Below are 22683 nucleotides of genomic sequence, written 5' to 3'. Positions count from 1 at the left end.
GGCATTCGCGCCGTTACCAGCCCAGCAGCGCCCCGGCGGCTGAGATCAAGGCCAGGCCAGCCGTTTCCGTGCGCAGCACGCGCGGGCCGAATCTGACGGCCTGCACGCCGGCCTCGCGCGCCAGGGCCAATTCCTGGTCCGACCAGCCGCCCTCGGGGCCGACCAGCAGCGTCAGTGAAGCCAGGCCGGGCGTGGCGCCGAGCAGGCCGGCCAGGTCGGTATCGGCCTGCGGGTGGCACAGCAGGCGCAGGCCATCGGCGGGCCGCGCCAGCCAGTCGGCCAGGGCCATGGGCGCCTCGACCGCCATGAGGCGATTGCGGCCGCACTGTTCGGCGGCCGACTGCGCGATGCGCTGCCAGTGGGCCACCCGCTTTTCCAGCCGCGGGCCGGCCAGTTGCAGCACGCTGCGCTGCGCGGCGATGGGACAGACATGGGCGGCGCCCAGCTCCACGGCTTTTTCCACCACCCAGTCCATCTTGTCGCCGGCGGGCAGGCCCTGTACCAGGGTGATGCGGCCGGCCAGCTCGGCTTCGCGCGGATCGAACGCGCCCAGCTGGGCGAAGCCGGTCTTGCCCTCGATTTCCAGCACCGCTGGATATTCGCCGCCCTGGCCGTTGAACAGCACCATGGGTTCCCCCGCGCGCAGCCGCAGCACGCGGATGGCGTGGTGAGCCAGGGCCTCCGGCAGGACGATGCGGGCGCCGGCGGAAAGGGGAGCGTCGCAGAAGAAGCGGGGAGCGGACATGGGTAACGCGGTGGCGGACGGAAAGCGGACGTGGGGCCGGGCGCAGACCCGGGGCGCGGCACGGGCAGCGGCCCGGCGACTCAGGGGCCAGGCTCGTCGCCCGGTCACCTGAGCGCGTAGCCTACCATCTTGATGCCCCAGTCGATCAGGGTGGGAGCGCTGGACGCCAGTTGCAGCGTCAGCAGGGTCAGGAAACCCACGGTCATTTTCTTGTCCAGCCGCAGGAGGTCGTGGCGTACCTCGGCCAGGTCTTCGTGGGTGGCGAAACGCTTGAGTTCTTCGCGGGTGGGCAATTGCTTGAGTTCCTCGCGGGTGGGCAATTGCGCGACGATTTCGACGAGTCTGTCGAATTGTTCCTGGGCGGCGCGCTTGGCGATGTCGCGTTCGAGCTCGGCGCGTTCGCGGGCGAAGTCGACGCGTGACAGGGCATAGGCCTGGAGTTCGGCGCGTGCTTCGTCCTGCGAGCGCTTGAGCAGGTCGGCCTCGCCCTGCAGGCGGGCGTGTTCCAGCGCCTGCGCCACCGCGATGGCGCGTTCCTCGCCGAGCGCGTTGCGCAGGGCCAGGATGCCGGCGGCGGGGATGGTGAAGCTCAACATGGCAATCATGATACGGAATCCAGCAAGGGAGGATGCCGGTCCATCATGAATCTCGGACCGGCCCGCCGCAATTGTGGGAACTACGCCATACCATTGCGGTTTCCGCCCCGGGGGACCGCGTTTTCCCCAGGGGGTATCGTCCATCTGGCGGACCCCGCCGCCAGCCGCCGGCCGGCTCATCCCCAGGTGTTAAAATCGTCTGCTTCGCAACCTACTCAACTGGCCCCCATTTCCTGCGTGGGCGCGCCAGCCTCAAAGAGCCTTCCGAATGAGCAATCCGACCGCCCCTAAACTTGCCTTGGCGGATGCCATCCGCGCCCTCGCGATGGATGCCGTGCAACAAGCGAACTCCGGGCACCCGGGCGCTCCCATGGGCATGGCGGAAATCGCCCAGGCCCTCTGGATCGGCAACCTGCGCCACAACCCCAAGGATCCCGCCTGGGCCAACCGCGACCGCTTCGTGCTGTCCAACGGCCACGGCTCGATGCTGATCTACGCGCTGCTGCACCTGACCGGCTACGACCTGCCGATCGAAGAACTGAAGAACTTCCGCCAGCTGCATTCCAAGACGCCGGGCCACCCCGAAGTGGGCATCACCCCGGGCGTGGAAACCACCACCGGCCCGCTGGGCCAGGGCCTGGGCAATGCCGTCGGCATGGCGCTGGCCGAAGCGCTGCTGGCCGCCGAGTTCAACAAGCCCGGCCACACCATCGTCGACCATCACACCTATGCCTTCACCGGCGACGGCTGCCTGATGGAAGGCATCTCGCACGAAGTGTGCTCGCTGGCCGGCACGCTCAAGCTGTCCAAGCTGGTGGTGCTGTATGACGACAACGGCATCTCGATCGACGGCCACGTCGAGCACTGGTTCGCCGACGACACCGCCAAGCGCTTCGAGGGCTACGGCTGGAACGTCATCCGCGGCATCGACGGCCACGACGCCGCCGCCGTGGACGCCGCCATCAAGGCCGCCCGCGCGCAATCGGAAAAGCCCACGCTGATCGTCTGCCGCACCGTCATCGGCAAGGGTTCGCCCAACATGGCCGGCACCCACAACGTGCACGGCGCGCCGCTGGGCAAGGACGAGATCGCCGCCACCCGCGCCGCGCTGGGCTGGTCGGCCGAGCCGTTCCAGATCCCGCAGGACGTCTACGACGGCTGGGACGGCCGCAAGGCCGGCGCCGCCGCGCAGGCCGAATGGCAATCGGCGTTCGACGCCTACGCCGCCGAATTCCCGGCCGAGGCCGCCGAGTTCACGCGCCGCATGAAGGGCGAATTGCCGGCCGGCTACGCCGACCAATTCAAGGCGTTCCTGAACGCCACGCTGGAAAAGGCCGAAACCGTCGCCACCCGCAAGGCTTCGCAGTTCGCGATCACGGCGCTGGCCGCCGCGCTGCCCGAAATGCTGGGCGGCTCGGCCGACCTGACCGGCTCGAACTTCACCGACTGGAAGGGCGTGGGCGCCGTGCGCGCCGGCGACAAGGGCATCCAGTTCGGCCGCCACATCAACTACGGCGTGCGCGAATTCGGCATGGCCGCCATCATGAACGGCGTGGCGCTGCATGGCGGCTACCTGCCGTTCGGCGGCACCTTCCTGACGTTCTCCGATTATTCGCGCAACGCCATCCGCATGGCCGCGCTGATGAAGCAGCGCGTGGTGCACGTGTTCACGCACGACTCCATCGGCCTGGGCGAAGACGGCCCGACCCACCAGTCGATCGAGCACGCCGCCAGCCTGCGCCTGATCCCCAACCTGTCGCTCTGGCGCCCGTGCGACACGGCCGAAACCGCCGTGGCCTGGAATGCCGCCGTGACGCGTCCTGCCAGCATCGGCATGGACGTGCATGACGGCGGCCCGACGGCCCTGTTGCTGTCGCGCCAGAACCTGCCGTTCGTGCAACGCGATGCCGCCACCGTGGACGCCATCGCCCGCGGCGGCTACGTGCTGCGCGACGCCGATGGCGCCCGCGCCGTCATCATCGCCACCGGTTCCGAAGTCGCCATCGCCCTGGACGCGCAAGCCCAGCTGGCCAAGGAAGGCATCGCGGTGCGCGTGGTGTCCATGCCGAGCACCGACGTGTTCGACAAGCAGGACGCCGCCTGGAAGCAATCGGTGCTGCCCAAGGGCCTGCCGCGCGTGGCCGTCGAGGCCGGCGTGACCGCCTTCTGGCACAAGTACGTGGGCCTGGAAGGCGCCGTGGTCGGCATCGACCGCTACGGCGAATCGGCCCCCGCGGGCGCGCTGTTCAAGTTCTTCGGGCTGACCGCCGACAAGGTGGCCGAGACCGTCAAGCAAGTTCTGTAAAAAAGGAGCCTAGTCATGACCATTCGCGTCGCCATCAACGGTTACGGTCGCATCGGCCGCAACATCCTGCGTGCCCACTATGAAGGTGGCAAGAAGCACGATATCGAAATCGTCGCCATCAACGACCTGGGCGATCCCAAGACCAACGCCCACCTGACCCGCTACGACACCGCCCACGGCAAGTTCCCGGGCACCGTCGACGTCGACGGCGAGTACATGGTCGTCAACGGCGACAAGATCCGCGTGCTGGCCAACCGCAACCCGGCCGAACTGCCCTGGGGCGAGCTGAAGGTCGACGTGGTGCTGGAATGCACGGGCTTTTTCACGACCAAGGAAAAGGCCGGCGCGCACATCAAGGGCGGCGCCAAGAAGGTCATCATCTCGGCCCCGGGCGGCAAGGACGTTGACGCCACCGTCGTCTACGGCGTCAACCACGGCGTGCTGAAGTCGACCGACACCGTCATCTCGAACGCGTCGTGCACCACCAACTGCCTGGCCCCGCTGGTCAAGCCGCTGAACGACAAGCTGGGCCTGGAAAACGGCCTGATGACGACCGTCCACGCCTACACCAACGACCAGGTCCTGACCGACGTCTACCACGAAGACCTGCGCCGCGCCCGTTCGGCCACCATGAGCATGATCCCGACCAAGACCGGCGCCGCCGCCGCGGTCGGCCTGGTGCTGCCGGAACTGAACGGCAAGCTGGACGGCTACGCCATCCGCGTCCCGACCATCAACGTGTCGATCGTCGACCTGTCCTTCGTGGCCAAGCGCGACACGACCGTCGAGGAAGTGAACGGCATCCTGAAGGCCGCCTCGGAAGGCGAGCTCAAGGGCATCCTGGACTACAACACCGAACCCCTGGTCTCGGTGGACTACAACCACAACCCGGCCTCCAGCACCGTTGACGCGTCGCTGACCAAGGTCTCGGGCCGCCTGGTCAAGGTTTCGTCCTGGTACGACAACGAGTGGGGCTTCTCGAACCGCATGCTCGACACCACCGTCGCGCTGATGTCGGCCAAGTAAGCATCGCTGTCGGATCGAAGGGGACGAACAGGTTTTCCGCCACGGCGGAAAGCGGGTTCGTCCCCTTCGTTCGCCAACTCTAGGAGACGCAAAGCATATGTCCAAGGTCAATACCCTGTCCGCGCTGGCCAAGGCCGGCGCCCTGTCCGGCAAGCGCGTGTTCATCCGCGCCGATCTGAACGTGCCGTTCGATGACGCCGGCCGCATTTCCGAAGACACCCGCATCCGCGCCTCGGTGCCCGGCATCCGCCTGGCGCTGGATGCCGGTGCCGCGGTGATGGTCACCTCGCACCTGGGCCGCCCGAAAGAGGGCGTGCTGACCGAGGCCGATTCGCTGGCCAAGGTCGGCCAGCGCCTGTCCGAGCTGCTGGGCATGCCCGTGCCGCTGGTGCGGGACTGGGTCGACGGCGTCAAGGTCGAGCCGGGCCTGGTGGTGCTGCTGGAAAACTGCCGTGTCAACGTCGGCGAGAAGAAGGACGACGAAGCGCTGTCGCGCAAGATGGCGGCGCTGTGCGACGTCTACGTCAATGACGCCTTCGGCACGGCGCACCGCGCCGAGGCCACCACGCACGGCATCGCGCGCTTCGTGCCGGTGGCCTGCGCCGGCCCGCTGCTGGAAGCCGAGCTGGACGCGCTGGGCCGCGCGCTGCACGAACCGAAGCGCCCGCTGGTGGCGATCGTCGGCGGCTCCAAGGTGTCGACCAAGCTGTCGATCCTGCAATCGCTGGCCGACAAGGTCGACCAGCTGGTGGTCGGCGGCGGCATCGCCAACACCTTCATGCTGGCCGCCGGGCTGCCGATCGGCAAGTCGCTGGCCGAGCCGGACCAGGTGGAGCAGGCGCGCGCCGTGATTGAGCTGATGAAGCAGCGTGGCGCGGACGTGCCGATCCCGGTGGACGTGGTGTGCGCCAAGGCGTTCGGCGCGGACGCCGAGGCCACCGTCAAGGCGGCCGATGACGTGGCCGCCGACGACATGATCCTGGACATCGGCCCGCAGACCGCGCAGCAGCTGGCCGAGATCCTCAAGCAGGCCGGCACCATCGTCTGGAACGGCCCGGTCGGCGTGTTCGAGTTCGACCAGTTCGCCAACGGCACCAAGGTGGTGGCGCAGGCGATCGCGGATTCCGAGGGCTTCTCGATCGCGGGCGGCGGCGACACGCTGGCCGCGATCGCCAAGTACGGCATCGGCGAGCAGGTCGGCTACATCTCGACCGGCGGCGGCGCGTTCCTGGAATTCCTGGAAGGCAAGACGCTGCCGGCCGTGGCCGTGCTGCAGGAGCGGGCCCAGTAATCTTTCCGCCCGCGCGATGAAAAAGCCGCTCCGAAAGGAGCGGCTTTTTTTTCATGGGCCGGAGACCACATTGTCCGCCGCGGGGCATTTATTCCATCTTCGCGCCCGACAGCTTCACGATGCCGCCGTAGCGGTCGACCTCGGCGCGCATGAAATCACCGAAGGCCGCGGGCGTCTGGCCGGCGGGGACGATGGCGCCCATGGATTCCATGCGCTGGCGCATGGCCGGGTCGCTGGTGATGGCGTTGATGTCGCGGTTCAGGCGGGCGACGATGTCGTTGGGCGTGCCGGCCGGGGCGACGATGCCGTACCAGGCCGAGGCATACATGTCGCTGACGCCCACTTCGGCAAAGGTGGGCACGTCCGGCAAAGCGGGCAGGCGCTGGCGCGAAGCGACGGCGAGGGCGCGCAGGGCGCCGGCCTGGACCTGGGCCAGCGAGCCGGTGTCGATCATCATGTCGACCTGGCCCGCGAGCAGGTCGGATACGGCGGGGCCGCTGCCTTTGTAGGGGATGTGCAGGATGTCGACGCCGGTACGCGCCTTGAACATGGCGCCAGCCAGATGCTGCGACGAGCCGACGCCGCCCGAACCGTAGTTGAGCTTGCCGGGCGCGGCCTTGGCGGCGTCCACCAACTGCTGCACCGACCGGTAGGGCGACTGCTTGGGCACTTCCAGGATGTTGGGAATCTCGGCGACGAAGGCGACGGGCGTGAAGTCCTTGACCGGGTCGAAGCCCAGGCGCGCATACAGGTGCGGGTTGGCGGCGTTGGTCGAGCTGGTGGCGACCAGCAGGGTGTAGCCGTCGGGTTTCTCGCGCACGAATGCGGCCGTGCCGATGTTGCCGCCGGCGCCGGCCTTGTTGTCGACGATGACGGTCTGGCCCAGGCGTTCGGTCAGGCGCTGCGCCAGCATGCGGCCCAGGGCGTCGGTGGCGCCGCCCGGAGGCCATGGCACGACCAGCTTGATGGGACGGTCGGGGTAGGCCTGGGCGTGGGACAGCGCGGGGAAGGCGGCAAGTGCGGCGAATGCGAGCGCGGCGCCGGCGGCGCGGCGCAGGAATGCGTGGGGCATGCTGGGGTCTCCTGGCGCGCGGTCCATGGGTTCGGCCGCGCTCTTGTTCAAGGGCCGCTGGACGGCCCCGTGAGCGGCCGCGAGGCCGCATCTGTTGTGCCCCAGACTCTACGCAATCCCCAGATTGATAAAAAGGGATAAATATTTAAGGAAGTCGATTCCTTTTTGGAATGAAGGCGCATTTACGGCTGATCGGCGCTTGATTCTCCCCCGGTTTGGGGGACGCGGACTGGTGTAGGCTTGGCGCTCGCCCGCGTTCCGCGGTATCCGTCCACGTTTCGCCTGCCCCGCAGCACCATGAACCTACGTTTTCTTCCTGGCCTGAACAATTTCCGGGGCATGACCCGGGAGTCCGCGGGCCGCGATATTGCCGCGGGCCTGAGCGTGGCCGCGGTGGCGCTGCCGGTGGGGCTGGCGTATGCCGCGATGATGGGCGTGCCACCGGTGGCGGGGCTGTGGGCGGCCATCGCGGGCATGCTGGGGTACGCGCTGTTCGGGTCGTCGCGCACCTTGATCGTGGGGCCGGACACGGCCACCTGCACGCTGATCGCGGCGACGCTGACCGGCATGGCGCTGACCTCGCCCGAAGACCGCCTGGTGGCGGCGACCGGCATTGCGCTGACCGTGGGGGTGGGCTGCCTGATCGCGCGGCTGCTGCGGCTGGGCGTGCTGGCCAACCTGCTGTCGCGGCCGGTGCTGATCGGCTACATGGCGGGCGTGGCGGTGACGCTGGCGCTGTCGCAACTGAGCGGCCTGACCGGCGTGGGCCTGCGCAACAGCGGGCTGGTGCATCCGTTCCTGGAACTGTCGCGGCGCGTATCGGAGATCCGCATTCCGACGCTGTGCCTGGGGCTGGCGTCGTGCCTGCTGCTGGTGGCGATCAAGCGCTGGCGGCCGACCTGGCCGGGGCCGATCATGCTGGTGGTGGGCGCCTGCCTGCTGTCGTGGCTGTTCGATTTTCCCAGCCTTGGCATCGCGGTGGTGGGCGAGGTGCCGGCGGGCCTGCCGGCGCTGCGCCTGCCGGTGCGGCTGGACGGCGTGGACAACATCCTGCTAGGCGCGGCGGGTGTGCTGGTGGTGAGTTTTTCCAGCGGCATCGTGACGGCGCGCAGCTTTGCCGCGCGCACAGGCGAACACGTCGATCCGAACCGCGAGCTGGTCGGTTTCGGCGCGGCCAACGTGGCGGCCGGGCTGTTCCAGGGCTTCGTGGTGACGGGGGCCGATTCGCGCACGGCGGTGGGCCTGGCCGCGGGCGGCTCGTCGCCATTGGTGGGAGTGAGCGCGGCGGTGGCGCTGGCCGTCGTGGTGGGCCTGCTGAGCGCGCCGCTCTATTGGCTGCCGCAGGCGGTGCTGTCGGCGATCCTGCTGCTGGCGGCCGCCAGCCTGTTCGACGGCCAGGCCTTCATGCGGCTGGCGCGCATTTCGCGCATCGAGCTGGCCTTCGGCATCCTGGCGGCCGTGGGCGTGGTGGGCTTCGGCGTGCTGCAGGGCGTGGCGGTGTCGGTGGGCGCGACCCTGCTGTACGCCATGTACGTGTCCGGCAATCCGCGCGATGCGCTGCTGGGGCGGCTGCCGGGCGAGTCGGTGCTGGGCAAGATGCACCTGAACCCGCAGGCGCAGCCGGTGCCGGGCGCGGTGATCTGGCTGTTCGAGTCGTCGGTGTGGTTCTTCAACGCGGACGCTTTCCGCCGGCGCGCGCGCGAAATCATCGAGCAGGCCGGCGATGTCACCTGGTTCGTGCTGGACGCCGAAGCCATGACGCAGGCCGATGCCGACGCCATCGAGGCGCTGTACGAATTGCGGCGCGAGTTGCGCGACCGCGGCATTGTGCTGTTGGTGGCGGGCGGCCACGGCCAGTTCCGCATGGCGCTGGAGCGCTCGGGCCTGGCCGAGCGTATCGGCCGTGACAAGATCTTTGCGTCGCCCGAACAGGCGGTCGAGGCCATCGAGCGCTGGCGCCAGGGGCCGGCGCCAGCCACGCTCTCCTGATACTTGGCGCGGGCCGTGGCGCCCGCGCCTCAATCGATGATGTGATAGCCGCCGTCGATATACAGCGTCTGCCCGGTCATGCGGCGGGCGGCGTCGGTGGCGAGCCAGGCGGTGGCCTCGCCGACGTCGTCGATCGACACCAGGCTGCGCGCCGGCGCCTTGGCCTGGGCGCGGTCGAGCAGCGCGTCGAACTCGGCAATACCCGAGGCGGCGCGGGTCTTGAGCGGTCCGGGGGAGATCGCATGCACGCGGATGCCCTGCGGGCCGAGCTCGGCCGCCAGGTAGCGGGTGGCCGATTCCAGCGCGGCCTTCACCGGGCCCATCATGTTGTAGTGCTCGACCACCATCTGCGAGCCGTAGTAGCTCATGCAGAACAAGGTGCCGCCGGTCGGCATCAGCGGCTCGGCCAGCTTGGCCATGCGGATGAACGACCAGCACGACACGTCCATGGCCGTCAGGAAGCCGGCGCGCGAGCAGTCGGTGACGCGGCCGTGCAGGTCGTCGCGCGGGGCGTAGGCGATGGAATGCAGCACGAAGTCCAGGCCGCCCCATTCGGTGGCGATGCGCTCGAACACCGCCTCCAGCTCGCCCTCGCGCAGCAGGTCCAGCGGCATCAGCAACGGCGCGTCGACCTGGCGCGCCAGCGGCTCGACGTGCGGGCGGGCCTTGTCGTTCAGGTAGGTCACGGCCAGTTCCGCGCCCATGGCGCGGAACGCCTTGGCGCAGCCCCAGGCGATGGAGTCGGCGTTGGCGATGCCGGTGACCAGGCCGCGCTTGCCGGCAAGAGGCAGGGCGGCGCTCATCGTTGCTTCACCAGGGCCAGCGTGTGCTGCGCGATGATCAGTTCTTCATTGGTGCGCACCACGTACACGCCGATGCGGCTGTCGTCGCTGGAAATGCGCGGCCCGTGATGCGCATTGCGCTCGGGATCCAGCTTGATGCCGAGCCAGCCCCAATGCTCGCTGATGGCCTGGCGGATCTCGGCCGAGTTCTCGCCGACGCCCGCGGTGAAGACGATGCCGTCGATGCCGTTCATGGCGCAGCCCAGGCCGATCATGCCTTCGGCCACGCGCCAGGCGAAGTACTTGAGCGCCAGCCTGGCCGACGGCGCGTCGCTGGCCAGCAGCTCGCGCATGTCGTTGCTGATGCCCGACAGGCCCTTCATGCCGCAGTCGTGGTACAGCACATGTTCGATGTCGTCGTGCGACATGCCCTGTTCCATCATCCACAGCACCACGCCGGCATCCAGGCGTCCGGGGCGCGTGCCCATGGGCAGGCCCTCCAGCGCGGTGAATCCCATGGTGCTGTCGACGCTCCTGCCCTGGTGCATGGCGCAGGCCGACACGCCCGAGCCCAGGTGCGCCGCGATGATCTTGCCCATCGCGATCTCGGGCAGCGCCTGGCGCAGCCGCTGCGCGATGTACTCGTACGACAGGCCGTGGAAGCCATAGCGGCGCACGCCCTGCTGGTAGAGGTTCTCGGGCAGGGCGTAGCGGTCGGCCACGTCGGAATGGCTGCGATGGAAGGCGGTGTCGAAGCACGCCACCTGCGGAATCCACGGGCGCCGCTCGCGGATGACGCGGATCGGCGCCAGGTTGTTGGGCTGGTGCAGCGGCGCCAGCGGCGTGAAGGTGTCCAGCTTGGCGAGGATGGCGTCGTCGATCAGCACCGGCTCGGACAGGTCGGGGCCGCCATGCACCACGCGATGGCCCACGGCCAGCGGCGCGCCGCCCAGGTGGCCGCTGAGCCAGGTGCCGACCACTTCCTGGCCGTTGGGCACGTCGGGCGCGTGGCTGGGCGCGATGTCGCGTTCCACCAGCGTCTGGCCGGCGGCGTCGCGCACCCGCAGGCGCGGATGGCTGGTGCCGATGCCTTCGAGCTGGCCGCCCAGGCGCGGCGCCAGGGCCTGCTTGCCGTCGATGTCGTACAGGTAGAACTTGATGCTGGAACTGCCGGCGTTGATGACGAGAATGGTGTCGGACATGAAGTCGATCGCCTCTTGATGCAACGGACAAGGCGGGGCCGGGGCCCCGCCGCTCATTCACGGCCTGTCGGCCGGCCCTAGGCCAGCGGGCGCGCCTGCTGCGCGGCCAGGTGGTGCGCGTAGATCGCCGCCACCGCGCACGACGCCAGGCGCGAACGCGGGCTGTCGGCGCGGCTGGTCAGGATGATGGGCACGCGCGCGCCCAGCACGATGCCGGCGGCCTCGGCGTTGGCCAGGAAGGTCAGGTTCTTGGCCAGCATGTTGCCGGCTTCCAGGTCGGGCACCACCAGCACCTGGGCCACGCCCGCCACCAGCGAGCGGATGCCCTTGATGCGGGCGGCGTCGGGGCTGATGGCGTTGTCCAGCGCCAGCGGGCCGTCGAGCACGCCGCCGCTGATCTGGCCGCGGTCGGCCATCTTGCACAGCGCGGCGGCCTCGATGGTGCTGGGGATGCTGGGCGTGACCTGTTCCACCGCCGACAGGATCGCCACGCGCGGCTCGCCCAGGCCCAGGCCGTGGTGCAGGTCGATCACGTTGCGGATGATGTCGGCCTTGGTTTCGAGGTCCGGAAAGATGTTGATGGCCGCGTCGGTGATGAACAGCGGCTCGGCGTAGGTCGGCACTTCCATGATGAACACATGGCTGATGCGCCGGCCGCTGCGCAGGCCGGTGGCGCGCGCCACCACCTCGTGCATCAGTTCGTCGGTGTGCAGGCTGCCCTTCATCAGCAGCGAAGCCTCGCCGCCGCGCACCAGCGCCACGGCGGTCTCGGCCGCGGCGTGGCTGTGCGGCGCATCGACGATGCGGGCGTCGCCCAGGTTCAGCTTGTGCTGCGCGGCCGTGTCGCGGATCTTGAGTTCCGGCCCCACCAGGATGGGGCGCAGCAGGCCCAGGTCGCGCGCTTCCAGCGCGGCCGACAACGACGGTTCGTCGCAGGGATGGGCGATGGCGCAGGCCGCGGGCGCCAGGGTCTGGGCGCGCGCGATCAGTTTGTCGTAGTGCGTGGAGGTGGGCAGGCTCATTCCGGCTTGGCCTTGGCGGTGGCGGGTTTGCGGACGCGCGCGGGCGCGGCTTCCTTCTTGCGGGCGGCGGCCTTGACCGCGGCCTGCGGCGTGGACTTGGCGGCGGCCGCCGTGGCGGCGCGGCGCGCACGGGCGGCGGGCGGCGCCGGCGGCGACGGTTGCAGTTTCGCGGTGGCGGCGCGCACGGCCTTGCGCGCGCCCGGCGCCGGCTCATGCTTTTGCGCGCGGCGCGCGGCGGTCTCGAAGATCCGTTCCATCTCGGCCAGGCTGTCACGCGCCGCCGGACTCAGGGGCTGGGCCGCCTCGAGCACGTGTTTCATGGCCTCCAGCGCCTCGCGGATGGCGGCGGGCGACGAGCCTTCCAGCAGCTTCGGCATGGTCTGCAGCACGGCCGCGGAATCGAGCCGCATCATCATGGCCTGGTCGCGGGTGATGTCCTTGAATTCCTGCAGCGTCATGGCGTTGCCGGCCTCGGCCCGCATCTTGCGGATCAGCGCGAAGCTGCGTTCGTCCAGGCCGCCCTCGGCGCCGGCCACGTACAGCAGCATGCGGATGGCGGCCACGCGCAGGCCGCCTTCCTGCAGCAGCGAGCGCAGTTCGGCGGCGCGTTCTTCCATGAAGCGGCGGTGTTCGGGCGACACGCCGGGGTGGCGGCGCGGCTGGCCATCCTTGCCGCCCAGCCCGGCCAGGTCCTGCACCAGCGGCGAGCCGTAGACGCTCATGAAGGTGCGCTCGTCGGCCGAATCGCGCAGTTCCTGGAAGATGTTCAGGCTGGTCTCGACCAGCTTGGAAAACATTTCCTGGGCCAGCAGGAACGGGTTGTCGGGCGACACGGGCTGGCGATGTTCGCGCACCTGCTCGGCCACCTGGGCGATGGGCGCGATCAGCGGGTTGCGGTCGGACACCAGTTCGTAGGGCAGGCGCAGCGGATGCAGGCGCTGGCTCCATTCGGCCGATTGCGGCGTCACCAGGGCGCGCACCCAGGGCTGCACGAAGCTGCGGTACATGCCCAGGTTGATGTCGGAGATGCGGGCCACGGCGGCAAAGCGCAGGTCGTCGTCTTCCTTGCGTTCGACGATGGCGCGCACGTCGTCCATGCGGCGCTGCTCGAACGACAGCACGTAGTTGCCATAGGCCAGGTCGGCGTTGGGCGTGTCCGGCGTCTTGTCGGCGATCTCGGCCTGGTAGATGCCCGGCGGCAGCACATCGATCATGTCGATGTTGGAGGTGAATTCCTGGTGTTCCTTGCGCGCCACGCTGCCGGACACGAAGATGCCCAGGTGGCCGATGCTTTCATGCACGGCGTAGACGATGGTCTGGTCGTGCGCCAGCACCTCGGCGTCGTCCTGGTACAGGTCGGGAATCCAGCCCAGCGCCTGCGGCGGCGGGGTGATGTTGTCGCCCTTGGAGCAGAACACCACGATGGGCGAGCGGATGTTGCGCAGGTCGATGCGGATGCCGTCCGACGTGACCAGCCCGGCGGTCGACAGCCGGTTGCCGACGAACAGGTTGTCGACGATGTACTGGATTTCCGGCCCGTTCAGGAACACGTGGCCGCCCCACCATTTCTCGAAGCTCAGGTAGCGGCCGGCTTCGGTGTCGACCTTGGAATACAGGTTGTACTGCTTGGACCAGAGCGTGTTGGCCGGGTTGAGATTCTCGAAGTTCTGCACCAGCCAGGCGCCGTCGAACTTGCCGTCGCCCAGGTCGCTGGTCAGGGCGGTGAGCCAGCTGCCGCCCAGCAGGCCGCCGGCGTAGCGCATCGGATTCATGCCGCGCCAGCCCGCCCAGTAGGACAGCGGCGCGCCGGCGATGATGATGGGGCCGAACAGCTCGGGACGCACGGCGGCGGTCATCATGATCTGCCAGCCGGCCTGGCAGTTGGCCACCACCACCGGCTTGCCTTCGGCGTCGGGGTGGCGCGCGATGATCTCTTCCAGGAAATGGGCCTCGGCCTTCATCACGTCTTCGACGGTCTGGGTGGGCACGGGCTGCGGCAGGAAGGTGGCGAAATAGCAGGGATGGCCGGCGCGCACCGCCACGCCGATCTCGCTCTCGGGCTTGAAGCCGCCGATGCCGGGGCCGTGGCCGGCGCGCGGATCGACCACCAGGAAGGGGCGCTTGATCGGGTCGACCGTCACGCCCTCGGGCGGCTTGATGCGCAGCAGGCCGTAGTTGACCGGCCTGGGCAGTTCGCGGCCGTCCAGCACCAGTTCGTACTCCATGCTGAGCACGTTGGGGGCCCGCTTGGCCATGTGGTCGTGGTACTGGTTGCCGCGCTGGCGCATCACATCGGCGTACAGCACGCCGCGCTGCCAGGCGTCCACAGCGTATTCATAGGCGGCCGTCCAGGGGTTGAAGGACGGGGCGGGGACGCGATCGTTGCCGGATCCGGCCATGGCGATCTCCTATAGGTAGCACCCGGCAGCGGGTGCTACCGGACCGGTTCCTCAAGTGGAACCAGCTGACTTGACCCCCCCATTACACCTGAATGGATGTTGCATCGCAACATGGGGACGGTTGATGCAGGTCAAACGTCGGGGACTATCCGTCCCTGCTTGTTCGCGGCAGCCGCGCCCGGCCTCACGGCGCGTCGTGGCAAACGGCTTCGATACGGTTGCCGGATGGGTCCGACAGAAAGGCGGCGTAGTAATGCGGGTGGTAGTGGGGGCGCGGGCCTGGGGCGCCTTCGTCACGCCCGCCGTGGGCCAGCCCGGCGGCATGGAACGCATCCACCGCGGCGCGGCTGGCGGCCTTGAAGCACCAGTGGCGGCGCGCCGGCGCGCTCGGCGACGCGACCGGATCGGCCTGCACGCTCAGGTAGGTGTGGCCGGAATCGCCGGGGCGGCAGCGTTCGCCGTAGCCCAGCGCGTCGGCGTGGTCGTAGACCTTGGCCGCGCCCAGGGCGGCCATGACGGCGTCGTAGAAGGGCCGGGCGGTGTCGAGCCCGGCGACGCTGATGGAGACGTGATCCAGCAATTGCATGGCGGCTCCGGGTGGTGGATCAGGCGCGGGCGGCCGCGTTGTGATCCAGCCATTTGCGCACCGAGGGCCGCTGCCATTGGATCTCGACATACTCGCGCAGCGGGTCGGGCAGGCCGTCCTGCCACAGGCGGCGCAGCGCCACCGCCAGGTCCAGGTCGGCGATGCACCAGTCGTCGAACAGGCTGGCCTGGCCCGCGCCGATCAGGGCGCCGGCCACGTGGATCAGCTTGGCCGCGGCCGCATGGCCGGCGTCGGACAGGGGTTGTCCGGCGTCGCCGTAGAACACCGATTCGGTCGGCCGTTCCTGGCGCAGGGCGCCCAGGTCGCTGCGCAGCCAGGCCTGCAGCTGGCGGGCGCGGGCGCGCTCGCGCGGCTGGGCCGGGTACAGGGCGGTACAGGCCGGCGCCGGATGCAGGTCTTCCAGGTACTCGGTGATGGCGGTCGATTCGGTCAGGTTGAAATCGCCGTGGGTGAGGGCCGGCACGCGCGCGGTCAGGGCGCGGCACTGGTAGGGCTGCATGCGCTGTTCGCCCGCGTCCAGATCGATCAGGCGGACCTCGAAGGGCAACTGTTTTTCGGCCAGCGCCACATAGGCCGACATGGCGTAGGGGCTGAGGAACTGGGAATCGACGTACAGCGTAAACGGGGCGCCCAAGTGGATCTCCGGTCAGGCGATTGAAAAAACTCCAACGTTGCGCCTTCGGCTTGCTGCCCCGGAAAAGGGGCTTTCATCTCGAGGCGGCGCGGCGTTGAAAAAGGGGTGCGTAGCGCAAAGCGTAACGCAACTGAAATTTCGCGTGTCGCGCCGGCGCGTCAGTCGACGATGAACAGCCTGGCGCCGGTGGTGGTGGACGAGCGATGCGGCTCGGCCTGGTCGGCCACCTGGTAGCTCATGCCGGGCGTCAGCACGAAGGTGCGACCGTCTTCCAGCTCGGTATGCAGCTCGCCTTCCAGGCAGAACAGGATGTGGCCCTTGCTGCACCAGTGGTCCGCCAGGTAGCCCGGCGTGTATTCGACCATGCGCACGCGCAGGTCGCCGAACTGGCGGGTGCGCCAATAGGCCATGCCGGTGTCGCCGGCATGTTCTGTGGCTTCGACCTCGGACCAATCGGTGGTGCCGAAGGGGATGTTGCTCATCTTCATGTGTTTTTCCCTTGGGGGCGGCGCGCCCCGCGCGCCGCGAATGGAGGACTCAGGCGGCCAGCTTCTTCTGCCAGAACATGGCGCGGCCGGTGTCTTCGTCCAGCGAATAGCCTTCGTAGCCCAGCTTGCGGTACAGGCCCTGGGCCACGTCGTTGCCTTCCAGCACTTCCAGCGTGATCTTGCAGCAGCCCAGCCGGCGGGCGCGGTCTTCCAGCGCGGCCAGCAGCTGCTTGCCCACGCCCTGGCCCTGGAACCGGGGCGACACGCCCAGGTCGTGCAGGTTGACCAGCGGACGGCAGGCGAAGGTCGAAAAGCCCTCGATATAGATGGCCACGCCGGCCGCCTCGCCGTCGACCCGCGCCAGCAGGGCGCGCGCCGTCGGCCGCTTGGCCAGTTCCGGAATCAGGTTGCGCTGGGCGTACTCGGGCAGGGGCGTGTTGCCGCCCATGGGGCCGCTGGCGTATTCGTTGAGCATGGCCAGCACCTGCCGGCCGTGTTCCGGGTTGTTGAAGTCGACGTCGATGATTTCCAGCACGATCGGTTCCTGTTCATTGGCGATGGCCTGCCGCGCCCGGCGGCGGGCGCGGCAACCGTCCATTATGCGCGAAGCCGCGCGGCTGACGAAACGCATTGAAAAATCGCACCGCAACCCCTATCTTCTTTCCATTCAGGGCCGAATCCGGCGCGAGCCGCCTTTGGCTGCAACCCTTACCATGGGCTGGGAAATGGAGTTCAAGGACTACTACAGCATTCTTGGTGTGGAGCGCGGCGCCTCCGAAGACGAGATCCGGCGCTCCTACCGCAAGCTCGCCCGCAAGTACCACCCCGACGTCAGCAAGGAAAGCGACGCCGAGGCGCGCATGCGCGACGTCAATGAAGCCTACGACGTGCTGCGCGACAAGGAAAAGCGCGAGGCCTACGACAATCTCGCCGCCGGCGTGTCGCCGGGCGGGGGCTTTCAGCCGCCGCCGGGATGGGACGAGGGCTTCGAGTTCCACCGCGGTCCGGCGTCGGGCGAAGAGGCCCAGTTCAGCGAGTTCTTCTCGTCGCTGTTCGGCGGCCGCGGCCGCCGCGGCGCGCCGGGCCAGGGCCACCAGCAGGAATTCCGCGCCCGTGGCGACGACCACCACGCGGCCATCGAGGTCGACCTCGAAGACGCTTTGCAGGGCGCCACCCGCGACATCAGCCTGCGCTCCATGACGGTGGACGACCAGGGCCGCCCGCAGGTGCAGACCCGCACGCTCAGCGTGCGGATCCCCGCGGGCGTGCGAGAGGGCCAGTTCATCCGCCTGGCCGGGCAGGGCATGCCGGGCTACGGCGGCGGCGAGAACGGCGATCTGTACCTGGAGGTCCGCTTCAAGCCGCACGCCCGCTACCGCGCCGAAGGCCGCGACCTGTACATGACGCTGCCGGTGGCGCCCTGGGAGGCGGCGTTGGGCGCCAAGGTCAATGCGCCGACGCCGGGCGGCACGGTCGAGGTTTCGGTGCCCGCGGGGTCCGGCAACGGCCGCAAGCTGCGGCTGCGCGGCCGCGGCATTCCGGGCGATCCGCCCGGCGACCTGTACCTGGTGCTCGAGCTGGCGCTGCCGCCGGCCGACACCGAAGCGGCCAAGGAGGCCTACCGCAAGATGCAGCACGACCTGCCGTTCAACCCGCGGCGCCACCTGGGGGTCTGATCATGAAGAAAGTCGTCATCAGCAGCGCCACCGTGGTGGGCAAGTCGCAGCCGCTCAGCGCCGACGACCTGGCCCGCGCCTGCGGCGCCGAAGTCGAATGGGTCGCGCAACTGGTCGAGGTCGGCATCGTCGACGCCAGCGGGCCGCGTCCGGCCGAATGGCGCTTCTGCAGCGTCGACCTGCAGCGAGCGCTGGATGCGCGCCGCCTCGAGCGCGACTTCGGCGCCGGCCTGGATGCCGTGGCGCTGATCCTGGATTTGAGCCAGGAAGTGCGCCGCTTGAAGGCGCAACTGCGCGCGCTGGGCGCGACCGGCGAATAGGGCGGACGGCGGACAGGGCGACCGGCGGACAGGCGCCTGGTCGCCGGTGACGGTACTGGCCGCGGCTGGGCGGCCTGCGGCACAATGGCCGCAGGGGCCGCGCCCCGGAACCAGGAGACCGCCCATGCTGACCCTCTATCACGCCCCGCGCTCGCGCTCTTTCCGCATCCTCTGGCTGCTCGAAGAGCTGGGCGTGCCCTACGACACCGAGATGGTGTCGATCCGCCGCCGCGACGGCTCCGGCCATATCCCGCCCGACTACATCGACATCCACCCGCACGGCAAGGTGCCGGCGCTGGTGCACGACGGGGTGCCGGTGTTCGAAACCCCCGCCATCGCGCTTTACCTGACCGACCTGTTCCCCCAGGCCGGCCTGGGTCCGGTCATCGGCGATCCGCAACGCGGTCCCTACCTGACCTGGCTGGCCTACTCGACCGGCGTGTTCGAGCCCGCCATGACCGAGCGGGTGTTCAAGACGGCGCACCAGCAGGGCACGATGGGGTGGGGCTCGGCCGACGAGGTCGAACAGGTCGTGACCCGGGTGCTGCAGGCCCGCCCGTATTTCCTCGGCGAGCATTTCAGCGCCGTCGACATCGTGCTGGGCGGCACCTTGCAGTTCATGATGCAGATGAAGGTGATTGCCGAAAACCCGGTGTTCTCGGCCTATGCCGAGCGGCTGGCGGCGCGTCCGGCGATGCACCGCGCCTTGCAGCGCGACGGTGACATCGGCGAAGGCTGACTACCCGAGCCGGGCGCGCAGGTCCGCCTGCCATTGCGACGGGCGGCCCAGGAAGCGCGACGGTTCCAGCAGTTCGCAGGCGCCGTCGCGCTCCAGCGCCAGCGTCGGAAAGCCCGAGCCGCGCAGCCGCCCGAGCAGCGCGCGGCTTTCGGCAATGTGGCGATCGGTGGCCGCGCCTTCGGTGGCGGCATAGGCGTCCTGGAAGGCGGCGCCATCCAGGCCGGCGTCTTGCGCCAGGCGCCGCAGTTCGGCCGGGTCGGCGATGCGCCGGCCCTCGACGTAATGGGCCCGTTGCAGGCGTTGCAGCAGGTCCAGGCCACGGCCGCCCAGCAATTGCGCCGCCAGGATGGCGGTGGTGGGCGGGGCCGAGTCGAATACCGCGCCGCTGTCGCGCAGCAGGCCGTCGAAATAATCCGGACCGAACTGCTGGCCGGTCAGGCCGGCGATGCGTTCGTCATGCGGCATGACGTAGCGCCGCAGCGCGTCGGTGACCGGCTGGCGGTTGCCGCCGGTCATCATGCCGCCGCCGTGCAGCGCAATGGCCAGGCCGTCGATGCCGCGGGCGGCCTGCACCAGCGGCGCGGCGCCATAGCACCAGCCGCAGAGCGGGTCGTAGATGTAATGCAGGATGGGGAAAGGGGTAGCCATGGCGCCATGGTAGGGGCGCGTCCGCGCGGGACATAGCCCGCCGCGGTAGCCACTGTGTTGCGCCGGCCGCGCAGATCGTTCGCGCGGCCGGTGGCGGCGTCAGCCGGCGATCTGCACGCCGATCCAGAACAGGCCCGCCGCCAGCAGCATCGAGGCGGGCAGGGTCAGGACCCAGGCCAGCAGGATGTTGCGCACCGTGCCGCCCTGCAGGCCGCTCTTGTTGGCGATCATGGTGCCCGCCACGCCCGAGGACAGCACGTGGGTGGTGGAGACCGGCAGGCTGAAGACGTTGGCCAGGCCGATGGCCCCGACCGCGGTGAGCTGCGCCGACATGCCTTGCGCGTAGGTCATGCCCTGCTTGCCGATCTTCTCGCCCACCGTCAGCACCACGCGGCGCCAGCCGACCATGGTGCCGGCGCCCAGCGCCAGCGCCACCGCCACGATCACCCAGAAGGGCGCGTATTCGGTGGTGGCGGTCAGGTCGGCGCGCAGGCGCTGCAGGTCGGTGCGTTCACGCGCCGGCAGGCCCTCGATGCGCGCCACCTTCTTGGCGGTGTCGTCCAGGCACAGCAGGTAGCGGCGCACGTCGATGCGCTTGGCGGCGGACAGGTCGGCGTAGTTGCTGACGCCGCGCAGGTCGGCCTGCAGCGCGTCGATGGTGGCCAGGGTCAGTTGCGGGTCGCAGCGGAAATTGCGCGGCAGGTCCGAGGCGGAGCCGGCGCGCTTGAGCGCCAGGAAGTCGCCCAGCATGGCTTCGTTGCGCTGGTAGAAAGCGCTCAGGTGGGTGGCGGCGTCGCGGGTGCGCTCGATCTGGTAGGTGGTGCTGTTGGTGTCCAGCACGAAGTTGGCCGGCACGATGCCGATCAGCACCAGCATGATCAGGCCGATGCCTTTCTGGCCATCGTTCGAGCCGTGCACGAAGCTCACGCCCATGGCCGACAGCACCAGCACCAGGCGGTTCCAGAACGGCGGGTGTTTCTTGTTGTCGATGGCGCGGCGCTGTTCCGGCGTCTTGTGCATCTTCGACAGCGGCAGCCAGCGCTTGAGCGCCAGCAGCAGGCCGCCGGCCACCAGGAATCCGGCCACCGGCGACACCACCAGCGAGGCGCCGATGTCGATCGCCTTGCCCCAGTTCACGCCATCGGCCAGCGGCAGGTCGGTGATCAGCGCGTTGGCCAGGCCCACGCCCAGGATCGAGCCGATCAGCGTGTGCGAGCTGGAGGCCGGGATGCCGAAATACCAGGTGCCCAGGTTCCAGGCGATGGCGGCGGCCAGCATGGCGAACACCATGGCCAGCCCGCGGCCGGTATCGACGTTGATCAGCAGTTCGACCGGCAGCAGGTGGACGATGGCATAGGCCACGCCCACGCCGCCCAGCAGCACGCCGAGGAAGTTGAAAATGCCCGAGAGCACCACCGCCAGGTGGGGCGGCATGGCCTTGGTGTAGATGACCGTCGCGACGGCGTTCGCCGTGTCGTGGAAGCCATTGATGAATTCGAAGGCCAGGACGAACGTCAGGGCCAGGACGAGGCTGAGGCCGACCCAGAGATCTAGGCCGTGGAAGAGGGAGGGCATGGGGGGGCGGGGAGAGGTTCCGGCGAGCCCAGATTATTACAGATTTGTGACCTGTCCCCGGTTGCTGGGGGCAATTTTCTCGACGCCTTTCCGACGGGGCTCCCGCCGCGCGGGGCCATGGCGGGCTGGCCGGGGCCCGGGCGCCGGCCAGCCCGCTAGAACTTCTGGTACTGGAACTCGATTTCCAGCGGCTTGCCCAGATTGGCCGACGTGTCGGCCTGGATCATCATGACCGCCAGCAGGCCCAGGTAGAGCAGGCACAGCCACAGGGTTTTTCTCATCGCGCGGCGTCCTTGGCCAGGGAAGGGGTATCGGGGAACGGGTTCACGGGCGGAAGACCTCGGCGATGCGCTGGTTGACACGCAGCCAGCCCAGTTCGCCCAGGTGCTGCACGTCGCGCAGGGTGCCGATCTCGTAGGGGGCGTCGTACATGTTCATGCAGGCCATGGCGTAGCGCGCGCACAGCGCGTCGACCTGGCGCTGGATCGGGGCGAAGCGGTCCAGGTCCTTGAACACCAGCGGGTGCAGCGGCTGCATCACGAACAGCGCGTTGACGCCATGGTTGCGCAGCAGCCGCATCAGCGCCTCCAGTTCGCGCAATTCGTCCTTGCCGGTCAGCGGCCGCGGCAGGAAGGCGGTCTTGCCGCCGGCCGGGACGGCCTGCAGGTATTTGTCGAAGAAATCGTCGCGCACGGCGTAGCGGTTGCGCGCCATCCGCGCCTGTTCGGCTTCCTGCGCCTCGCGCGCCAGGGCGTCCCAGTCGACCACCCGGGCGGCCGCCGCCGGGCCCGCCGCTTCGGTCTCGGGCGCCGGGGCGGCATGGGCCGGCGTCCACAGGTCGACCAGCCGCTGGCGGAACACATAGGCCTGCTCGGCGGCCATCGACCACGCCACCCGGGCATCGCCCTTGTCGCGCAGCCAGCGCGCCAGTTGCTCGCGGCCCTCGGGCTGGCGCACCAGGCGCGGCAGCAGGGGGTTGGCATGTTCGCGGAATTCGTCCGGCCCCAGGCCGCCGTCGCCGTCGAACCAGCCGGGCGACACCATGATCACCACGCGCGAGGCCGGCGACAGGTCGTCGGCCAGCGCCGCCAGCACCAGTTGCATGCCGAGCGACTGGAAGCCCGAATGGCCGTAGGCCATGACCGGCATGCGCAATTCATCGGCCAGGAAACGGTACGGCACGAAGCGCAGGTCGGTGCTGGTGAGTTCCGACGACCCCATCACCACCAGCCGGTCGCCGGTGCGCAGCGCCTGGCTCAGGCGCGACAGGTTGCGGGTCTGGTCCTGCAGGGTATTGCCGAGGTTATGGATGTAGACGCCCGTTGCCGCGTCCGGCGCCGGGCCGGTGCGCAGGGCCAGCCCGTGCCAGGCGCCCAGGCCCGCGGCCAGCGCGACCGTCAAGGCCAGCGCCGCCGCCAGCGCATGTTGCCCGAGTGTGCGTTTGAACATGAGGAACCAGGAGGCGCGGCGCGCGGGTCGGGGTGGAAGGGAAGATTGTGAGCGGATGTTATCCAGCGCCCATGACCGATACAAGCGCGCAAACCCGGGGATTCCCCTTTTTGCCACA

At 69.2% G+C, this 22683-nt stretch carries 22 protein-coding genes; 7 read left to right on the top strand and 15 right to left on the bottom strand.

Going from position 1 to position 22683, the window contains the following annotated elements; genetic code table 11:
- Nucleotides 1–13: 13 nt before the first annotated feature.
- The gene (locus tag AC6CR5_RS14545; protein WP_047993268.1) at nucleotides 14–745 is read right to left on the bottom strand and encodes a 16S rRNA (uracil(1498)-N(3))-methyltransferase; all 732 of its coding nucleotides are present in this window, start codon (nucleotides 743–745) and stop codon (nucleotides 14–16) included.
- Between the two features lie 104 nt (nucleotides 746–849).
- Entirely contained in the window at nucleotides 850–1350 is a 501-nt protein-coding gene (locus tag AC6CR5_RS14540) for a hypothetical protein (protein WP_024070159.1), read from the bottom strand.
- Nucleotides 1351–1609: 259 nt separating this feature from the next.
- On the opposite strand from AC6CR5_RS14540, the gene tkt reads away from it, so the two are divergent.
- The 3 genes from tkt (at nucleotide 1610) to AC6CR5_RS14525 (ending at nucleotide 5963) form a co-directional block, all read left to right on the top strand.
- A complete protein-coding gene (tkt, locus tag AC6CR5_RS14535) occupies nucleotides 1610–3646 on the top strand; it encodes a transketolase (protein ID WP_006385609.1) in 2037 nt (678 codons plus the stop codon).
- A gap of 15 nt (nucleotides 3647–3661) precedes the next feature.
- Nucleotides 3662–4672 carry a type I glyceraldehyde-3-phosphate dehydrogenase gene (gap, locus tag AC6CR5_RS14530; RefSeq protein ID WP_006385607.1) on the top strand — a complete coding sequence of 337 codons (1011 nt, stop codon included), beginning with the start codon at nucleotides 3662–3664 and terminating at the stop codon, nucleotides 4670–4672.
- Nucleotides 4673–4769: 97 nt separating this feature from the next.
- Nucleotides 4770–5963: a phosphoglycerate kinase gene (locus AC6CR5_RS14525; protein ID WP_172999864.1), complete on the top strand. Its 1194-nt coding sequence runs from the start codon at nucleotides 4770–4772 to the stop codon at nucleotides 5961–5963.
- Between the two features lie 88 nt (nucleotides 5964–6051).
- Here the strand turns inward: AC6CR5_RS14525 and AC6CR5_RS14520 are convergent, their stop codons facing one another.
- Complete coding sequence (locus AC6CR5_RS14520) at nucleotides 6052–7035, bottom strand: Bug family tripartite tricarboxylate transporter substrate binding protein (RefSeq protein WP_020926695.1); 984 nt, start codon at nucleotides 7033–7035, stop codon at nucleotides 6052–6054.
- A gap of 297 nt (nucleotides 7036–7332) precedes the next feature.
- Here AC6CR5_RS14520 and AC6CR5_RS14515 point away from each other — a divergent pair, with 297 nt between their 5' ends.
- Nucleotides 7333–9024: a SulP family inorganic anion transporter gene (locus tag AC6CR5_RS14515; protein ID WP_498085730.1), complete on the top strand. Its 1692-nt coding sequence runs from the start codon at nucleotides 7333–7335 to the stop codon at nucleotides 9022–9024.
- Between the two features lie 29 nt (nucleotides 9025–9053).
- Here the strand turns inward: AC6CR5_RS14515 and fabI are convergent, their stop codons facing one another.
- From fabI to AC6CR5_RS14475, 8 genes are all read right to left on the bottom strand, one after another.
- Entirely contained in the window at nucleotides 9054–9827 is a 774-nt protein-coding gene (gene fabI / locus AC6CR5_RS14510) for an enoyl-ACP reductase FabI (RefSeq protein ID WP_006385602.1), read from the bottom strand.
- A complete protein-coding gene (locus AC6CR5_RS14505; protein WP_026385196.1) occupies nucleotides 9824–11008 on the bottom strand; it encodes an acetate/propionate family kinase in 1185 nt (394 codons plus the stop codon). The genes fabI and AC6CR5_RS14505 overlap by 4 nt, the downstream gene beginning before the upstream one ends.
- 77 nt (nucleotides 11009–11085) lie before the next feature.
- A complete protein-coding gene (locus AC6CR5_RS14500; protein ID WP_024070154.1) occupies nucleotides 11086–12030 on the bottom strand; it encodes a phosphate acetyltransferase in 945 nt (314 codons plus the stop codon).
- On the bottom strand, nucleotides 12027–14429 hold the full coding sequence (locus AC6CR5_RS14495; protein WP_054438508.1) for a DUF3141 domain-containing protein: 2403 nt from the start codon (nucleotides 14427–14429) through the stop codon (nucleotides 12027–12029). Before AC6CR5_RS14495 ends, AC6CR5_RS14500 begins: the two co-directional genes overlap by 4 nt.
- Before the next feature lie 184 nt (nucleotides 14430–14613).
- Nucleotides 14614–15015, bottom strand: a complete 402-nt coding sequence (locus AC6CR5_RS14490) for a VOC family protein (protein WP_148319232.1) — start codon at nucleotides 15013–15015, stop codon at nucleotides 14614–14616.
- A gap of 19 nt (nucleotides 15016–15034) precedes the next feature.
- Entirely contained in the window at nucleotides 15035–15670 is a 636-nt protein-coding gene (gene yfcF, locus AC6CR5_RS14485; RefSeq protein ID WP_020926702.1) for a glutathione transferase, read from the bottom strand.
- Between the two features lie 158 nt (nucleotides 15671–15828).
- Nucleotides 15829–16158: a DHCW motif cupin fold protein gene (locus AC6CR5_RS14480; RefSeq protein ID WP_053499157.1), complete on the bottom strand. Its 330-nt coding sequence runs from the start codon at nucleotides 16156–16158 to the stop codon at nucleotides 15829–15831.
- A gap of 49 nt (nucleotides 16159–16207) precedes the next feature.
- Nucleotides 16208–16693 (bottom strand): GNAT family N-acetyltransferase, encoded by a 486-nt coding sequence (locus AC6CR5_RS14475; protein ID WP_035181972.1) that lies wholly within the window; start codon nucleotides 16691–16693, stop codon nucleotides 16208–16210.
- A gap of 190 nt (nucleotides 16694–16883) precedes the next feature.
- Here AC6CR5_RS14475 and AC6CR5_RS14470 point away from each other — a divergent pair, with 190 nt between their 5' ends.
- From AC6CR5_RS14470 to AC6CR5_RS14460, 3 genes are all read left to right on the top strand, one after another.
- Nucleotides 16884–17834, top strand: a complete 951-nt coding sequence (locus tag AC6CR5_RS14470) for a DnaJ C-terminal domain-containing protein (protein ID WP_035181969.1) — start codon at nucleotides 16884–16886, stop codon at nucleotides 17832–17834.
- A 2-nt stretch (nucleotides 17835–17836) separates the two neighbouring features.
- Nucleotides 17837–18154 carry a chaperone modulator CbpM gene (locus AC6CR5_RS14465; RefSeq protein ID WP_327761660.1) on the top strand — a complete coding sequence of 106 codons (318 nt, stop codon included), beginning with the start codon at nucleotides 17837–17839 and terminating at the stop codon, nucleotides 18152–18154.
- A gap of 124 nt (nucleotides 18155–18278) precedes the next feature.
- Complete coding sequence (locus AC6CR5_RS14460; protein ID WP_006385592.1) at nucleotides 18279–18893, top strand: glutathione S-transferase family protein; 615 nt, start codon at nucleotides 18279–18281, stop codon at nucleotides 18891–18893.
- On the opposite strand, the gene AC6CR5_RS14455 is transcribed toward AC6CR5_RS14460, so the two are convergent.
- The 4 genes from AC6CR5_RS14455 to AC6CR5_RS14440 form a co-directional block, all read right to left on the bottom strand.
- A complete protein-coding gene (locus tag AC6CR5_RS14455) occupies nucleotides 18894–19541 on the bottom strand; it encodes a DsbA family protein (protein WP_020926706.1) in 648 nt (215 codons plus the stop codon).
- Nucleotides 19542–19640: 99 nt separating this feature from the next.
- Complete coding sequence (locus AC6CR5_RS14450) at nucleotides 19641–21116, bottom strand: inorganic phosphate transporter (protein WP_006385590.1); 1476 nt, start codon at nucleotides 21114–21116, stop codon at nucleotides 19641–19643.
- 155 nt (nucleotides 21117–21271) lie between these two features.
- Nucleotides 21272–21397 (bottom strand): hypothetical protein, encoded by a 126-nt coding sequence (locus AC6CR5_RS14445; protein WP_020926707.1) that lies wholly within the window; start codon nucleotides 21395–21397, stop codon nucleotides 21272–21274.
- 43 nt (nucleotides 21398–21440) lie between these two features.
- Nucleotides 21441–22565 carry a D-alanyl-lipoteichoic acid biosynthesis protein DltD gene (locus AC6CR5_RS14440; RefSeq protein WP_024070150.1) on the bottom strand — a complete coding sequence of 375 codons (1125 nt, stop codon included), beginning with the start codon at nucleotides 22563–22565 and terminating at the stop codon, nucleotides 21441–21443.
- Nucleotides 22566–22683: the final 118 nt, after the last annotated feature.

The organism is Achromobacter sp. EG18 (assembly GCF_059759395.1).
Note: the sequence above shows the minus strand (reverse complement) of the source record. Positions and strands in the feature narration are given on the sequence as shown.

Coding starts and splice junctions, on each gene's coding strand:
- AC6CR5_RS14545 (WP_047993268.1), bottom strand. CDS start 745: ATGTCCGCTCCCCGCTTCTTCTGCGACGCTCCCCTTTCCGCCGGCGCC.
- AC6CR5_RS14540 (WP_024070159.1), bottom strand. CDS start 1,350: ATGATTGCCATGTTGAGCTTCACCATCCCCGCCGCCGGCATCCTGGCC.
- tkt (WP_006385609.1), top strand. CDS start 1,610: ATGAGCAATCCGACCGCCCCTAAACTTGCCTTGGCGGATGCCATCCGC.
- gap (WP_006385607.1), top strand. CDS start 3,662: ATGACCATTCGCGTCGCCATCAACGGTTACGGTCGCATCGGCCGCAAC.
- AC6CR5_RS14525 (WP_172999864.1), top strand. CDS start 4,770: ATGTCCAAGGTCAATACCCTGTCCGCGCTGGCCAAGGCCGGCGCCCTG.
- AC6CR5_RS14520 (WP_020926695.1), bottom strand. CDS start 7,035: ATGCCCCACGCATTCCTGCGCCGCGCCGCCGGCGCCGCGCTCGCATTC.
- AC6CR5_RS14515 (WP_498085730.1), top strand. CDS start 7,333: ATGAACCTACGTTTTCTTCCTGGCCTGAACAATTTCCGGGGCATGACC.
- fabI (WP_006385602.1), bottom strand. CDS start 9,827: ATGAGCGCCGCCCTGCCTCTTGCCGGCAAGCGCGGCCTGGTCACCGGC.
- AC6CR5_RS14505 (WP_026385196.1), bottom strand. CDS start 11,008: ATGTCCGACACCATTCTCGTCATCAACGCCGGCAGTTCCAGCATCAAG.
- AC6CR5_RS14500 (WP_024070154.1), bottom strand. CDS start 12,030: ATGAGCCTGCCCACCTCCACGCACTACGACAAACTGATCGCGCGCGCC.
- AC6CR5_RS14495 (WP_054438508.1), bottom strand. CDS start 14,429: ATGGCCGGATCCGGCAACGATCGCGTCCCCGCCCCGTCCTTCAACCCC.
- AC6CR5_RS14490 (WP_148319232.1), bottom strand. CDS start 15,015: ATGCAATTGCTGGATCACGTCTCCATCAGCGTCGCCGGGCTCGACACC.
- AC6CR5_RS14480 (WP_053499157.1), bottom strand. CDS start 16,158: ATGAAGATGAGCAACATCCCCTTCGGCACCACCGATTGGTCCGAGGTC.
- AC6CR5_RS14470 (WP_035181969.1), top strand. CDS start 16,884: ATGGAGTTCAAGGACTACTACAGCATTCTTGGTGTGGAGCGCGGCGCC.
- AC6CR5_RS14465 (WP_327761660.1), top strand. CDS start 17,837: ATGAAGAAAGTCGTCATCAGCAGCGCCACCGTGGTGGGCAAGTCGCAG.
- AC6CR5_RS14460 (WP_006385592.1), top strand. CDS start 18,279: ATGCTGACCCTCTATCACGCCCCGCGCTCGCGCTCTTTCCGCATCCTC.
- AC6CR5_RS14455 (WP_020926706.1), bottom strand. CDS start 19,541: ATGGCTACCCCTTTCCCCATCCTGCATTACATCTACGACCCGCTCTGC.
- AC6CR5_RS14450 (WP_006385590.1), bottom strand. CDS start 21,116: ATGCCCTCCCTCTTCCACGGCCTAGATCTCTGGGTCGGCCTCAGCCTC.
- AC6CR5_RS14445 (WP_020926707.1), bottom strand. CDS start 21,397: ATGAGAAAAACCCTGTGGCTGTGCCTGCTCTACCTGGGCCTGCTGGCG.
- AC6CR5_RS14440 (WP_024070150.1), bottom strand. CDS start 22,565: ATGTTCAAACGCACACTCGGGCAACATGCGCTGGCGGCGGCGCTGGCC.